This window comes from Nonomuraea sp. NPDC048901 (assembly GCF_040649695.1).
GTDB lineage: Bacteria > Actinomycetota > Actinomycetes > Streptosporangiales > Streptosporangiaceae > Nonomuraea.
On the sequence record NZ_JBEZFW010000020.1, the window covers coordinates 63,075 to 77,088 of the forward strand.

At 69.1% G+C, this 14,014-nt stretch carries 11 protein-coding genes and 1 pseudogene; 6 read left to right on the forward strand and 6 right to left on the reverse strand.

Translation table 11 applies throughout. From position 1 onward, the window contains the following. Nucleotides 1-115 precede the first annotated feature (115 nt). Nucleotides 116-817, forward strand: a complete 702-nt coding sequence (locus AB0C30_RS46635) for a GntR family transcriptional regulator (RefSeq protein WP_357956450.1) — start codon at nucleotides 116-118, stop codon at nucleotides 815-817. 36 nt (nucleotides 818-853) lie between these two features. Continuing rightward, nucleotides 854-1,255: an AAA family ATPase gene (locus tag AB0C30_RS46640; protein WP_357956452.1), complete on the forward strand. Its 402-nt coding sequence runs from the start codon at nucleotides 854-856 to the stop codon at nucleotides 1,253-1,255. A 138-nt stretch (nucleotides 1,256-1,393) separates the two neighbouring features. Here the strand turns inward: AB0C30_RS46640 and AB0C30_RS46645 are convergent. After that, nucleotides 1,394-1,759 (reverse strand): annotated as a pseudogene (locus tag AB0C30_RS46645) (DUF2306 domain-containing protein); the annotation flags it as partial. Between AB0C30_RS46645 and AB0C30_RS46650 the strand changes: the two are divergent. Both AB0C30_RS46650 and AB0C30_RS46655 read left to right on the forward strand, forming a co-directional pair. After that, complete coding sequence (locus AB0C30_RS46650; protein WP_357956454.1) at nucleotides 1,640-2,173, forward strand: Dabb family protein; 534 nt, start codon at nucleotides 1,640-1,642, stop codon at nucleotides 2,171-2,173. The pseudogene AB0C30_RS46645 and the gene AB0C30_RS46650 overlap by 120 nt on opposite strands. A gap of 125 nt (nucleotides 2,174-2,298) precedes the next feature. Further along, nucleotides 2,299-4,344 (forward strand): ATP-binding protein, encoded by a 2,046-nt coding sequence (locus AB0C30_RS46655; RefSeq protein WP_357956456.1) that lies wholly within the window; start codon nucleotides 2,299-2,301, stop codon nucleotides 4,342-4,344. Here the strand turns inward: AB0C30_RS46655 and AB0C30_RS46660 are convergent. The 3 genes from AB0C30_RS46660 to AB0C30_RS46670 are packed head-to-tail and all read right to left on the reverse strand — an operon-like array spanning nucleotide 4,341 to nucleotide 7,395. Further along, nucleotides 4,341-5,036: an aspartate/glutamate racemase family protein gene (locus AB0C30_RS46660; RefSeq protein ID WP_357956457.1), complete on the reverse strand. Its 696-nt coding sequence runs from the start codon at nucleotides 5,034-5,036 to the stop codon at nucleotides 4,341-4,343. The two genes, AB0C30_RS46655 and AB0C30_RS46660, sit on opposite strands and share 4 nt — an antisense overlap. A gap of 23 nt (nucleotides 5,037-5,059) precedes the next feature. Further along, nucleotides 5,060-6,436 carry a UDP-N-acetylmuramoyl-tripeptide--D-alanyl-D-alanine ligase gene (gene murF / locus AB0C30_RS46665; protein ID WP_357956459.1) on the reverse strand — a complete coding sequence of 459 codons (1,377 nt, stop codon included), beginning with the start codon at nucleotides 6,434-6,436 and terminating at the stop codon, nucleotides 5,060-5,062. Then, nucleotides 6,433-7,395, reverse strand: coding sequence for a D-alanine--D-alanine ligase family protein (locus tag AB0C30_RS46670; RefSeq protein ID WP_357956462.1), 963 nt, complete (start codon nucleotides 7,393-7,395; stop codon nucleotides 6,433-6,435). Before AB0C30_RS46670 ends, murF begins: the two co-directional genes overlap by 4 nt. A 275-nt stretch (nucleotides 7,396-7,670) precedes the next feature. On the opposite strand from AB0C30_RS46670, the gene AB0C30_RS46675 reads away from it, so the two are divergent. Continuing rightward, entirely contained in the window at nucleotides 7,671-8,408 is a 738-nt protein-coding gene (locus AB0C30_RS46675) for a VOC family protein (RefSeq protein ID WP_357956463.1), read from the forward strand. A gap of 179 nt (nucleotides 8,409-8,587) precedes the next feature. Here AB0C30_RS46675 and AB0C30_RS46680 read toward each other — a convergent pair whose 3' ends face one another. Both AB0C30_RS46680 and AB0C30_RS46685 read right to left on the reverse strand, forming a co-directional pair. Then, nucleotides 8,588-8,743, reverse strand: a complete 156-nt coding sequence (locus AB0C30_RS46680) for a hypothetical protein (RefSeq protein ID WP_357956465.1) — start codon at nucleotides 8,741-8,743, stop codon at nucleotides 8,588-8,590. A 63-nt stretch (nucleotides 8,744-8,806) separates the two neighbouring features. After that, nucleotides 8,807-12,835 carry a glycosyl hydrolase 115 family protein gene (locus AB0C30_RS46685; RefSeq protein WP_357956467.1) on the reverse strand — a complete coding sequence of 1,343 codons (4,029 nt, stop codon included), beginning with the start codon at nucleotides 12,833-12,835 and terminating at the stop codon, nucleotides 8,807-8,809. A gap of 180 nt (nucleotides 12,836-13,015) precedes the next feature. Between AB0C30_RS46685 and AB0C30_RS46690 the strand changes: the two genes are divergently transcribed. Then, nucleotides 13,016-14,014: a LacI family DNA-binding transcriptional regulator gene (locus AB0C30_RS46690; RefSeq protein WP_357956470.1), complete on the forward strand. Its 999-nt coding sequence runs from the start codon at nucleotides 13,016-13,018 to the stop codon at nucleotides 14,012-14,014.

Here is a 14,014-nt window from a genome sequence, read left to right on the forward strand (position 1 = left end):
CATCCTTCTGCGTTGGGCAGGCTTGCCCAGATCGGATACGATACGATTTGCATGAGGATGCAGGGCGTTTCGGGCATGTGTCAACCACGAATAGGGAAGTTCATTTGGAGGGGAGATGAGCGAATCGACGCCGGTGACGGGCGCGTCCGGCGGCTCGGGTTCCGACGAGCCGGCCAAGGTCAGCGTCCGTGAATCGGTCTTCCAGGCGCTGAAGGCCCGGCTCATGGATCACGATCTGGAGCCTGGGGCGAAGCTGTCGATCGACGGGCTCGCCCGCGAACTCGACGTGTCGCAGACGCCGGTCCGCGAAGCGCTCGCGCGTTGCGAGTCGGAGGGGCTCGTCGTCCGCCGGCCGAACACGGGCTATCTGGTGGCTCCCCTGCTCGACCGGGCCGCCCTTGACGACTTGTACGACGTTCGCCTGCTCCTCGAACCGTCCGCCGCCGCGCGTGCCGCACGGTACGCCACGGCCGCCGAGGTGAGCGCCATGCGGGGGTCGCTGGAGCAGATGATGTCACCGCTGGTCGGCGACACCTACGAGGCGTATCGCGGCTTCGCGGAACTGGACGCCCTGTTTCACAACGCGATCGCCGAGGCCAGTCGCAGCCCGCTCATCGCCGACACGCTGCGCAGGTTCCGCGCGCACACCCATGGTTACCGCCTCTACTTCCGCCACGGGATCGCCACTCACGCCGCCGATGAGCACCGTGCGGTGTTCGACGCCATCTGCCGCAACGATCCGGAGGCGGCGGCGAGCGCCATGACCGCCCACCTGGAGGCGTCGCGGTCACGCCTGACGAGCGCCTATGAAACCTGACCCGGCCAAGTCCGCGATCCCCTACCGTTTCCCGTTATGCGGGCTCCTGCGCTCACCACCGATCCGCTCGTTGGCCGGCACGGCTTAAAGCAACGCGTCGACGAGCTGACCGGCGCCGCGCGCACGGGACAGGGCGGCGCGCTGGTGCTGGAAGGCGAGGCGGGCATCGTCAAGAGTGCTCTGCTGGAGTACGCCCGCAACGCGGCGCCCGGGTTCCGGGTGGTCCGGACGTCCGGGTCGGAGTTCGAGCAGGAACTGCCGTACTCCGCGCTGCACCAGCTGTGCGTGCCGATGCTGAAGCACCTCGACGAGCTGCCGGACCGGCATCGCGACGCTCTGCGGGTGGCCTTCGGGCTGGCCGAGGGCACACCCGACCCGTTCCTCATCGGTCTGGCGGCCCTCGGACTGGTGACAGCGGCGGCCCGGGAGCGGCCCTGATCGATGACGCGCAGTGGGTCGACAACGCGTCCGCGAGGGCGATGGTCTTCCTCGCCCGCCGGATCGCCACGCGCTCGACGCGTAGACATCGCGGTACTCCAGCGACGGCATGACGCCCATCAGCTGCAGCCCGGCCAGCTGGTAGAGCCGCAGAGTCACGGCGGCGAACGTGAACGCGTAGTTGCGGACCATCCAGATGCGGTGCAACTGCACCTCGCGGCGGCGGATCGTCCGATACGCCTTGGCTGCCGTGTACAACCACGCCACGATCAGCCCGAAGAACGCGACCTGCAAGGTGGGGCCGCTCGGCGTCACCGCGAAGGAGTAGGCCGCCGCCATCGCGGCGGCCACGACCGAGATCAGGTACACCCGCCCCGTGATCCGATGCGCACGGGGGAAACGGGCCCGCAACCGCGGCACGAACTGCCACGGCCCGACGAGAAGTGCCGTGCCGGCGGGCACCGCGTGGAACACGAGACTCACGTAGTACCCCGGGATGCTCATGTCGAGACCCGGAACGGTCGTGCCGCCGACCAGATACGGCGGCACGAAGTAGGCCGTGATGCCGGTCGCCGGCACGGCGAGAAGACGGAGCAGATTGAGCAGGCCCTGGAGAGCATGCGCAACCAGGGCCGGGTCATCTCGGCGGTGAAGTCGTTCGTCGTCGGCCGGGACTACGGAGGCGATTTCGACTGGGGTGGAGTGTTCGTCATCGAGGACATCGACGGCTACTGGGAGTACCTGACGCATCCGGCGCACGCGCGCACCGACCAGCTCGGTATGCCGCTGGTCGAGAAGTATGACTCGTACGACATCACCGACGACGACCCGCAGATGGGAGCGAAGATCGCCGACCTGCACCGGCAGCGGTACGAAGGCGACCCCGAGCTGGCCGCGCTGGTGGGCATGCTGCCGTAGCCCGCGCGGTCGCCGCGATCAGGTGGCCTCGGCCGTGTCACGGTCGCGCCTACGGTCGCCGCCGTCGAGAAACGGTGACATGCGGCGGACAACTCGCGCACATTCGGCACCGATCGTGGTTCGTCATGGACGACGGATCTGGATTGCTGGGATGGCACCTGCGAGCGGCGCGTGAGAGGGCGTTCGCAGGGCGGGAGGAAGAGCTCGCGGTTTTCCAGGCGGCGTTGTACGGCGGCGGCTGCAGCGTGCTGTTCGTGCACGGTCCCGGCGGGATCGGGAAGTCGGCCTTGCTGCGGCGGTTCGCTCACCAGGCCGCAATGACGGGGCGGCCGGTGTCCATGGTGGACGGGCGCATGTCGGAGCCGTCGGCGGGGGCGTTCGAGGCTGAGGCGGAACCGGTCTTCCGTGATGCGGGGGCGGTGTTGCTGGTCGACTCCTTCGAATGCGTTCAGGGCTTGGAGGGATGGCTGCGTGAGCGGTTCCTGCCGCGGATGCCCGTGGGGGCGCTGGTGGTGATCGCGGGGCGCTACCCGCCGGATCTGCGCTGGCAGGCGGACCCGGGATGGGCGGGCGCGCTGGAGGTGCTGCCGCTGCGCGACCTGCGGGCCGGAGACGCGCAGGCCCTGATGGACTCCTGCGGGGTGCCGGCCGAGTCGCGTGCGCCGCTGTCGGCCTTCGCCGGTGGTCATCCGCTGGCGCTGCTGCTGGGGGCGGCTGTGGCGGTGAAGGACGGCGGGGCCGGCCGGCGGTGGACGCCGAGTCAGGACGTGGTGGCCACGTTGCTGGATCAGCTGGTGGGCGAGGTGCCTTCGGCGGCCCATCGGCATGCTCTGGAGATCTGCGCGCATGCGTACACGACCACGGAGGACCTGCTGCGGGCGGCCCTGCCGCAAGACGCCGGGACGTTGTTCCGGTGGTTGCGGCGGTTGCCGTTCGTGGAGTCGAGCGGTCTCGGGTTGTTTCCGCATGACGTGGTGCGGGAGGTGGTGGAGGCGGACCTGCGATGGCGGGATCCGGAGGGGTACGCGGTGATGCGCGAGCGCGTTCATGCGCATCTGGCGGACAAGGTGCGTACGGCGAGCGACGCGGACGTGCCCGGCGCGGTGGCGGCACTGCTCTACCCGCATCGCGGCAACGGGGCGCCGGCCGATTTCCATGGCCGCCACGACGAGGGCGAGTTCCAGGAAGAGGTGCTGCGCCAGGAGGACGTCGGCACGTTGCTCCGGGTGGCGACGGCGGCGGAGGGCGCGGCGTCCGCGCGCTGCGCCGCCTTCTGGGCGGAACGTCAGCCGGAGGCGTTCCGGCTGTATCGGCGGACCGAAACCGGCGAGCCCGTGGCCTTCTCCGCGTGGTTGCGGCTGGCGCAATTCGATGAGGAGGAGCTGACGGCCGATCCCATCGTGGCCATGGCGTGGGCGCACGCTCGTGCCACCACGCCGTTGCGCGCCGGTGAACATGTGGCGGTCGGCCGGCTGTGGACGCTGCCGACGTATCGCGGAAACTCGTCCCTGATGGAGGTGATCCGGTGGCGAGTGATCGGCGATTGTCTGCGGGCCGAGCGGATGGCCTGGTCGTACATCGCGGCACGGCATCCGGACCAAGCGTGGGCGGAGCGGTTACGGCATTTCGGGATGCGTGACATCGCCGAGCAGCCGCGGCTGGGGGATGACGCGTACACCCTGTTCGTCCATGACTGGCGCGCGGTGCCGGCGCGGGCGTGGCTGGAGCGGATGAACCGGCTGCTCGTCGCGGGGCCCGCCGGCGGCCCGGGTGCCGCGACGGCGGAGCTGGCGGTGCTGTCGCGGGCGGAGTTCGCCGAGGCGGTCCGCGAGGCGTTACGTCAGTTGTCGCGGCCGGACGCGCTGGCCGCTTCCCCACTGACGCGCACCAGGCTGATCGCCGAGCGGGCCGGGCAGGATCCGGCCGCAGCGCTGAGTGACCTGCTGCGCCAGGCGATCGACGACCTGCGTGCGGATCCGCGCTCGGTCAAGTTCCATCAGGCGCTTTCGGTCACGTTCCTGCGCGGCACGCCCACCCGGGAGCTGGCCGCGGAACGGCTCGGCCTGCCGTTCAGCACCTACCGCCGCCATCTGGCGGCCGGCATCGAACGCCTCCGCGCCGACCTGTGGCACCGGGAGCTGTACGGGGCACCGGCGTACCGATCCGCCTAAGAGTCGGCAAGAGCGAAGCCGGCCGCCGCCTCCGCGTGCAGCCGAGCGCTCGGCAGCACCGGGATGGCGCTGTCCTTCTCACTGATCAGCAACTCGATCTCCGTACAGCCGAGGACGACGCCTTCAGCGCCGTCGGCCGCGAGATCATCGATGATCCGGGTGTAGGCGTCCCTGGACGATTCCCGGAGCACCCCGCGCACCAGTTCGTCGAATATCACGTGATGGACCAGTTCCCGCTGCTCACGCCGCGGGACGACCACGTCGAAGCCATGGGCGGCCAGCCGATCCCGGTAGAAGGGCTCCTCCATGGTGAATCGCGTGCCCAGCAGGCCGACCTTGCGCATCCCCCTGGCGCGGATCTCGGTGCCCACGGTGTCGGCGATGTGCAGCACCGGAACGCTCACTGCCCGCTCCACGTCGTCGCTCACCCGGCTGAAGGTGTTGCTGCAGATGAGCAGGACCTCGGCGCCCAGATCCGCCAGTTTCCCGCCCGCCCCGGTCAGCAGCGTACTCACCTCGTCCCAGCGGTCGGCGAAGATGAGGTCCTCGACCCGCGTGTAGTCGACCGACCAGATGAGGCTGTCGGCGGAATGGCTGCCGCCGAGTCGCTCGCGTACCCGCTGGTTGATGATCTGGTAGTAGATCACCGTCGATTCCCAGCTCAACCCGCCGATAAGCCCGATAGTGCGCATGGAACTCCGTTTCATCTGAACAGTCACTGGGCCAGCGCACGGGCGCAGGCGCTGAGGCCGATCTCGCTGGAGGCCTTGACGAGCACCACGTCTCCCGGTTCGAGGAGCGAGGTGGCCAGCTTGATGGCCTCGGCCACGTCCTCGACGGTGTGGACGGCCACGCCCTGGTTCGAGGTCTCCGCTGCCCACGCCATCGCGAGCGGATCCCCGGCTCCGACCGTGATCAGCACGTCGAAGCGGAGGTCGGCGACGAGCCGGCCCATCTCCGCGTGGCGGGCGCGGGAGGCGTCGGCCTGCTGGCCCATCGCGCCGAGTATGGCGACGGTACGACGGGTGCCGGCCAGGGCCTTGACCGCCCGTAGCCCGGCCCGCATGGACTCGGGGTTGGCGTTGTAGGCGTCGTTGACGATGGTGATGCCGTCAGGTCGTTCGATGATCTCCAGCCGGCCCCCGGAGCGCCGCCGTGCGGCGGTCAGCCCATCGGCGATCTCGGCGACGCCCAGGCCGAGTGCGGTGGCGACGGCGGCGGCGCCCAGGGCGTTGCTCACCTGGTGCTCGCCTATGAGGTCGAGCTCGACCGGGGCACGGCCGGCGGGCGTCACCAACTCGAACGCGGTTCGCGCCCGGTCGGCCATCCGTACGCCTTCGGCTCGCACCCGCGCCCGCGCCGACCTGCCGTACAACAGGATCTGCGCCTTGGTGCGGCCGGCCATGCCCATGACGTACGGGTCGTCGGCGTTGAGCAGCGCGAACCCGTCCGCCGGAAGCGCCTCGACCAGCTCGCCCTTGGCCTCGGCCACGTCGGCCAGCCCGGCTCCCATACGCTCCAGATGCGCGGTGCCGACATTGAGCACCAGCCCGACCTGCGGAGGCGCGAGCCCGGTCAGGTACGTCAGGTCGCCCTTCCGGCCCGCGCCCATCTCCAGCACCAGGTATCGGGTGGTGGCGTCGGCACGCAGCACGGTGAGCGGCAGCCCGAGCTCGTTGTTGAACGACCTGTCGGTGGCGACCGTCGCGGCGCGCCGTTCGAGCACCTGGGCCAGCAGGTCCTTGGTCGTGGTCTTGCCCACCGAGCCGGTCAGGCCGATCACGATCGGGCTGACGCGTTCGAGCAGGTGCCTGGCCAGCAGGCCGATCGCGAGCTGGACGTCCTCGACCACCAGGGCGGGCACGCCGACGGGCCATGCGGCCAGCACGGCGACGGCGCCGGCCGCGATGGCACCGGCCGCGTAGTCGTGACCGTCGACGCGGGCGCCGGCCGTCGCGGCGAACAGGCCGCCGGGCATCACCTCGCGGGAGTCGACCGCCGCGGGCGCCGTGACCAGCGCCCGCGGGTCGGGCACGTCATGCGGGCTCGCGCCGACGACCTGCGCGATCTCGTTCAGCGTCATGGGGATCATGAGCCGCTCCTGGCGAACGCGAGGTCGATCAGGCGGCGCAGCAGGTCAGGGTACGGGACACCGCTCGCGGCCCAGGACCGGGCGTAGACGGAACGGGAGGTGAAGCCGGGCATGGTGTTGATCTCCAGTACGTACAGGCGTCCCGTGTCCTCCTCATAGAGGAAGTCGACCCGGGACAGGCCGTAGCCACCGATCGCCCGGAAGGCGCGCAGGGACAGCTCGCGCGCCTCCTCGGCCACCCGTTCCGGCAGCACGGCGGGGATGGTGGCGATCTCGGCCTGGCTGAGGTATTTGGCCTCATAGTCGAGCCAGTCGCCGGGCACGATGAGCTCACCGCACACCGAAGCATCCGGCGTGTCATAGCCGCCGAGCACGCCGCAGATGACCTCGCGCGCGGTCACGCCCTGCTCGACGATGACCACCCGGTCGTAGGTCAGCGCCAGCTCCACGCCCGCGCGCAGCTCCTCCATGGAGGTGACACGTGAGATGCCGATGGAGGAGCCCAAGCTGGCCGGTTTGATGTACATCGGCCAGTCGAGCGACTTCACCAGACCCCAGTAGTCGGTGGCGGTGCGCCATTCGTGCTCGGTGAACCACACATGCGGGGTGATGGGAATGTCCTCCGCCAGGAACACGCGCCGCATCGCGACCTTGTTCATGGCCACGGCGGAGGCCATGACGCCGCAGCCCACGTACGGGATGCCCAGGGTCTCCAGGTGCCCCTGGACGACGCCGTCCTCGCCGAACGGCCCGTGCAGCACGGGGAAGACCACGTCCGCCAGATCGCGTCGCAGCTCCACCGGCCACCTGCCCTGCCGGTCGATGATGACGGCGACGGGCTCGTACAGATCCCTCGGCAGAGCATCGAGCACAGCCTGCGCCGACTGCAGCGACACCTCGTGCTCGGCGGACGGCCCACCCGCCAGCACGGCCACGCGTACGCGTTCGGTCAAGATCACTCAGCCTTTCCTCAGCGGCACGGCGACAGCACGGTGTCCGCCGTCGTAGAACCAGCCCGCCGAGTCTCGGCTCTTCGCCTGATCACTTCCCAGGCCATTCGCTGCCCAGTTCCTGACCAAAGCGCGCCCGCGGTGTGCCGCTACGCCCTCACCGCCTCCGCACCCGCCCAAAGCCATCGGCCGCTCGGCGCAGTCCCCGACCTGCCCGTTACCGCCGGTTGAGCCGAAGGTGCGTGGTTCATCCTCGTTTGTAGGTTGGGCTTAGGATCGGCGGCATGGCGTTGCGACTTGTTCAGGTGAATTTCAAGGCTCGGGATGACTCGGCGCTCGGCCGGTTCTGGGCGGACGCGCTCGGCTGGGGTCTTTCCAGCGAGGGACCCGGCGTGACCAACCTCGAACCCGAGGGCTTCTCCTGGCCGGACCCCGACGCCTTCTACATCGATCTCGTCACCGTCCCGGACCCCGAAACGGTGAAGTACCGCGTACACCTCGACCTCGCCACCACCTCCGCCGCCCATCAGGCGGAGCTGGTCGCGCGCCTGAAGGAGCTCGGCGCGACACCCGCCGACGTGGGCCAGGGCGACGTCCCGTGGACGGTTCTGGCCGACCCGGAAGGCAACGTGTTCTGCGTGCTGGAGCCTCGGGAGATCTACCGGGACACCGGGCCGATCGCCGCGATGGTGGTCGAGTGCGCCGATCCGCGGGCCATGGCCCGGTTCTGGGGCGAGGCGACGGACTGGACCGTGCACGAGGTCACCGACGATCATGCGCGGCTCCGCTCTGCCAAGGGTGTCGGCCCCTATCTTGAGTTCCTCCGCAGGCCCGGCGTGCCGACCGTGTGGAGCCGCATCCATATCGACCTGCTGCCCGACCCCATTGACGAGCAAGCGGCGGAAGTGGCCCGGCTGCGGACCCTCGGCGCGACGCCCGCCGATGTCGGCCAGGGCGACGTCCCATGGAAGGTCCTGGCCGACCCGGAAGGCAACGAGTTCTGCGTCCTCGGCCGGGCCTGACCCTGGCGGTCGCGCCCGCCAGGGTCAGCGAGGTTGGAGGTCCACTCGCGAGGCCAGGCCGGGATAGGGAGGTCATGCCGGTCACGGCCATCTGGGCGCAGCCCAGCCCGATGGGGGTTACCTCGAGTTCAGTTCTGCCGAGCCTGCGTTTGTCGACCATGTCCTTCTCCGAGCCGGCCTCAGTCGGTGATCACGGGGCTGCGGTGGATCCACTCGCCGGTGTGCGCGGCCTGGTGCATGAAAGCGGCCACGTCGGCCCGGCTGATCGTCACGAGCAGCCGGTCATCGCCCTGCGCGACGCCGGCCTGCTGCGCGAGAAGATCCTCTGCGTTCACGGCACGCGCGGGCGAAGCACTGGCCAAGGTCGCCCTGGGCGCCGTGACACCACCGCTAGGGCGTCATGAAGCGCTCGCTTTCCGGCCGCTGGGGGTCTGGAAGCCGGTCAGGCCGGGTGTGTCGTCCGTGGTCAAGACGATCTGGTTGAGCACCAGCCCGGCCTCACGAGGCGTCAGCGAGATCGTGTGCTCACCCGGCCCGAGCGCCAGCGCGGCCGCGGCGACGCTCGTGCTGCCGTACCACGTCTCGAACCCGGTCTCCGGCCCGGACTTGTTCGACTGGTATCTCCATTGCCCGTCGACGAGCACGTGGTAGGAGTCGGCGTCGGCGTTCGGGTTGCTCGTGTTGACGAACAGGTAGTACGTGCCACCGGTCTGGATATCGACGGTGAAGTCGAGCCGCGGTGGTGCTCCCGCCGCGGAGCTCCCGTTGACCTTCTGTGTCGGGCCGGCCTTGAACAACGCTTCGGCCTGGGCCGGCGAGGTCGCCAGCCACTGCGCCTTCGCACTGGCGTCGGCCGGCGGGACGACCTGGAGACCGTTACGGGCCAGCGCCCAGCCGTGCGTGCCGTTGTTGCTGTCGCCCGCATTGGCGGCAGCGCTCTTCTCCAGGGCGTCGGCCGCGTCGAAGACGACCGAACCGTTCCGCTCCAGATAGGCGCCGACCGGCCCGCCCGCGGCTCTGCCCACCGTGACAGGCGCCACCCAGGCCTCACCACCGGCGGCGGTGATGGACAGCTCGGCCTTCCCGGCGCGGTGTCCGGTGACCCGTACCTGACCGTCCTTCACCGCGACCGACGCAGCGGTCTCGTTGTCGGACTCCGCGGCCGCCACATCCCGTACACCCGTGATCGTGCTCGTCTCGCCCACCGACGCCTGGATCGCGGGCAGCCGCCGGAGCTTCGGCATCGCGTCAGGAAGAGGCGCCACGGTGGCCTTCTGGGGTGCGGCGATGTTGTTCGGGCTCTCGGGCGGGCCGACCAGGCCGTCACCGGCCGCGCCGGCGCGGGTCTCGATGATGATCCGGTCGAAGAGGATCGCCGCGTCCGAGCGGTAGACCACGAGGTCGTGCCAGCCCGGTGTGGTCACGTCGATGGTGAAGTTCAGGGGTTCGATTTGACGCATGATGTTGAAGCCCCAGGGGCTGGTGCTCGTACCGGCGACAGAGTTGCCGCGCAGCAGGCCGGGCGCCTGGTCGTCGAGCCCGATCGCCGTACGCGCGGTTCGCGGCGTGCCGTCGTCCTCTGTGCCTTCGTTCAGGGTGGGAATGCGGTAGAAGGTCCCGGCGAACTTCCCGGTGGAGGTGAAGTAGACCCGGTATCTCAGGCGGGCGGTCGTCTCGAAGCCGGAGTCGACCCGGGGCGCGATCTCCGGGAAGCCGCCCATCGACGCACCGCGCTGACCCACGCCCTCAAGGGGGGCCCACCGGCTCCCGTCGGCGCCGGGCGCGTTCTCGGCGAAGTGCTCGGCCTCGAGGGCCACGTATCCGTTGGCCTCCAGGTGCCCGCGCTCGGCATGGCGCAGGTCCACGGCCGCCCGCGCCGCGTCGACCGTGAACGTCGCGACCGGGTCGCCGACCTTGGCTCTGTTGACGGCGTTGAAGACCCGGATCGTCCCCGTCGCGGCCGGGTGGTTCTTGGTGACCGCCACCGTGACCCGTTGCTCTGTCGCGGTCGTGCCCGAGCGCTGCGAAAGGATGATCCACCGAGCGTCCGCCTCGGCGACCCACTCCTGCGGTCTGGCCACGTCGTCGCGGGAGAACACGTCGAAGAACCGCTTGTCGTCGGGCGCGGCCGAGTTGAACGTCAGCGTGCCACGGCCAGGGTCCTTGCTCCCCTCGGCGGCGGCGCCCACCGCGTCGGCCGGTGTGGCCACCCGGGCATACCGGTCGTTGGTCAGCATGACCGTGCCCTCGTTCGGGAAGCCTTCGGGATGGCTGTGGCCGATGGCGTGGTCCCACTTGCCGCCGCTGATCGTGTTCCAGTAGTCCTCGTCGGTGAAGATGCGCTCACGGGCCTGCTTCGAGAGCAGCTCATAGCTTCCCGCGCTGGCGTAGCGGCCCTGGGCGGCGGCGAGCTGGTTCTTCCAGTAGTAGCCGATCTGCTCGGCCATGTTCCGGTAGGACCGGACCCGGTGGAGCACTTGCTGATAGAACGCCGAGCGATAGCGCGGGTCGAGCTTCGCGGAAACACCTTCGAGAATCGCCACCAGTTTGTTGGACTCGTTGATGTAGCGCTGGAGCTCATCCCCGTCCGAGGTGGCGCTGAACGGGAAGACCTGACCGTTGTGGATCCTTCCCGAGCTCGCGTTGGAGGAGTTGATCTCCCCCCAGAACTCGGCGCGCTTGGTGCTCTCGAGCGCGTCGAACCTTTCCAGCGCGCCGGCGACCGCGGCGGCGTCGTCGCCCTTCAGCCGGAAGTCTTCCCGCACCTGCTCGGTGAGGAACTTGCTCCCGATGTTCGTGTCGTCATAGCCCTTGACGTCCCACGCGAGCTTGGCGAACAGGTCGAGCTTGATCTCGCCGGGCTTGATGTCCCCGACGTTGAGGATCCAGTAGCGCCCCGCGCCGGAGTTCCACGCCCGGTGCAGCTGCTGCACCATCAAGGACATCGGCGTGGAGTTAAGCCACAGGTAGCTCTTCGGCTCGCCCCAGTAGGAGATGTGGTAGTAGACGCCGTTCCCGCCGGACCGGGCGGCTTCGGTACGGGTGGGCACCTGGCGCAGGTAGCCCTGGTTGTCCTCGGCCCACATCAGGGTCACGTCGCCGGGGATGTAGTTCTTCAGCCCGGCGTTGTAGAGATCGTTCATCTCCTTGTAGGGGATGAACACCTGCGGCACGGCGTCGGCGCTGCCGTAGACCGCCGCGATCAGCTTGCGCTGCTCGCTGATGACGTCGGCCAGCATCTCGATCTTGTCCTTGAACCCGTACGGGTTGCCGGGTGTGAACACCGGATCGCTGTCGTGCACACCGCGGATGCCCAGGGCGAGGATGTTCTCGAAGCCGGAGTTGGCGACCACCCGCTGGCGCCAGTACTCCAGGATCGCGGGCTTGTTGATCGAATAGTCGTAGGCCGCCACGGCGTCCGCGCCCTTGATGTCGAGCGCGTCCTTGTTGCGGTCGTACCACTGCCGCCACTCCCCCTCGTTGTTGCGCAGCATCAGCTCCGCGTGAGAGGAGGAGGCGACCACGCCGAACGCCGACGCCTCGCGAGCGTTGATGGGTGTCCCGTTGTCGTACGTCCCGGTGTCGGTGACCGCGTTGAACGCCCTCGATGCCAGGTGCATCGCCGGCCATAACGTGTTCAGCTTGAGCCGCAGCATCAGCTCATAGACGTGCCGGTAGTAGTTGACATCAGGTGTGCCGTTGCCGGTGGGGAACTTCTTCTTCGCCCACGCGACGGTGCGTTCTTCGTCGTTGATGAAGATTCCGCGGTACTTGACGTCCGGCCCGTCGTCGACCCGGACCTTGCCTTTGACCTCGATGTCGTCGCGCCGCTTGACCGGCATGTCGCTGTACCAGTACCACGGCGAGACGCCGATCTCCTCGGAGATCGAGTAGATCCCGTAGATCGTCCCGCGGGCGTCGCTGCCCGCGATCACCAGTGCGTTGCCGACCCCGGGGAGCGGGTCCTTGATGGTCTTGGTCGCGTACGCCTCCCACTTGCCCTTGATCCCGGCGGCCTCGTCGAACTTGCCGGCTGCGACGATCGCGTCGATCAGCCGGCTCTGACCGAGCTGACCGACGATGATCGCGGTCTTCTGGCCCGCGGCCTTGGTCTGCAGGGCCGGGAGCTTGCGCTGGTCGGCCTTCGCCAGCCGCGCTTCCCTGGCGGGCGTGTCGTCGACGAACAGGCTCTGCACCTCACCGGGATCGATCGCCCCGCTCACCATGGCGACATCCTGGCGCAGGTCTTGGACCGCGCGGCGCACCTGCGTGTAGTCCCGATCGGCGTGCTCGCCGCCATAGGACGGGTCGATCAGGATCGGAGCGGTCGTACGCCCGTCGAAGATGGTGAAATCGGTCGATGACGCCTGCGCCGGCGTCACCCCCACCCACGTCAGCGACGCGGCCAGCAGAGCGCCGATCGTCACAGCCACGGACCATCGCCTGGCCCGACCCGCGATGTGCTGCAGTCTCTGTCCGGGCTGCGACATCCCTCGCTCCTCTCGCCCGACACGGCATGATGTGGCCGGCATGATCGGAACGTAGGTACCCCACGACAATTTCTGCAAGGTGTTGCCAGAATTTCATTCTCGTGACTAGATGCGTCCGTGGAGCCCACGATCTTTGACGTCGCGCGAGCCGCCGGCGTGGCCGCGTCGACGGTGTCCCGGGCGTTCAACAAGCCCGGCCGGGTCAACGAGGCGACGCGACAGCGGATCATCGCCACCGCCGCGCAGCTCGGCTACCAGCACAGACCGCAGAACCGCGCTCTCGCGGGGGTCCGCCACCGCACCGTCGCCATGGTGCTCTCCGACATCACCAATCCCCACTTCTTCGAGCTCATCCGCGGCGCGGAGCAGCGCGCGAAGGCATCCGACGTCACGCTGGTGATCGTCAACGCCGAGGAATCCCGGCGCATCGAGGAGAACCAGATTCGCGGCCTGGCGGCCAGCGTGGACGGGTTCGTGCTGGCCTCCAGCCGACTCGACGACGAGGTCCTGCGCGACCTCGCCAAACTGCACCGGATCGTGCTGTTCAACCGGGAGCTGCCCGGGTTGACCAGCGTGACGTTCGACACCGGCGCCGGCTGTCAGCAGATCCTGGAACACCTGGCCTCGCTCGGGCATCAGGGCATCACCTACTGCGCCGGGCCGCCCAGCTCCTGGATAGGTGCGGCGCGCTGGGCCGCGCTGAGCGCCGGGGCCGAAGCGCACGGTCTGACGGCACACCGGATCGGTCCGTACGCCCCCAACGTCGCCAACGGCGGAGCCGCCGCCGACGGAGCACTGCGCACCGGTGTGACGGCGGTCGTGGCTCACAACGACCTCCTGGCGATCGGAATCATCCGACGTCTCGCCCAGCGCGGGGTCCGAGTCCCGGCCGACATCAGCGTGATCGGGTTCGACGACATCTTCGCCGCCGACTTCGTCCATCCCTCGTTGACCACTCTGGCCGGGCCCGGCTCGCATGCCGGTCGGCTCGCGGTAGAGCTCCTGATCGAGCGGCTCGCCGCACGATCACAACGCGAGGGCGAGGCGATCCGCCTGCCTACCGAGCTGGTACTCCGCGAGTCGTCCGGCCCAGCGAAGTGCCTTCCCAGCAAATGA

Excerpts from the sequence above, each read along its gene's own strand:
- AB0C30_RS46675 (WP_357956463.1), top strand. The coding sequence starts at position 7,671 with ATGGCGTTGCGACTTGTTCAGGTGAATTTCAAGGCTCGGGATGACTCG.
- AB0C30_RS46660 (WP_357956457.1), bottom strand. The coding sequence starts at position 5,036 with ATGCGCACTATCGGGCTTATCGGCGGGTTGAGCTGGGAATCGACGGTG.
- AB0C30_RS46655 (WP_357956456.1), top strand. The coding sequence starts at position 2,299 with ATGGACGACGGATCTGGATTGCTGGGATGGCACCTGCGAGCGGCGCGT.
- AB0C30_RS46635 (WP_357956450.1), top strand. The coding sequence starts at position 116 with ATGAGCGAATCGACGCCGGTGACGGGCGCGTCCGGCGGCTCGGGTTCC.
- AB0C30_RS46640 (WP_357956452.1), top strand. The coding sequence starts at position 854 with ATGCGGGCTCCTGCGCTCACCACCGATCCGCTCGTTGGCCGGCACGGC.
- AB0C30_RS46650 (WP_357956454.1), top strand. The coding sequence starts at position 1,640 with ATGCGCACGGGGGAAACGGGCCCGCAACCGCGGCACGAACTGCCACGG.
- murF (WP_357956459.1), bottom strand. The coding sequence starts at position 6,436 with ATGATCCCCATGACGCTGAACGAGATCGCGCAGGTCGTCGGCGCGAGC.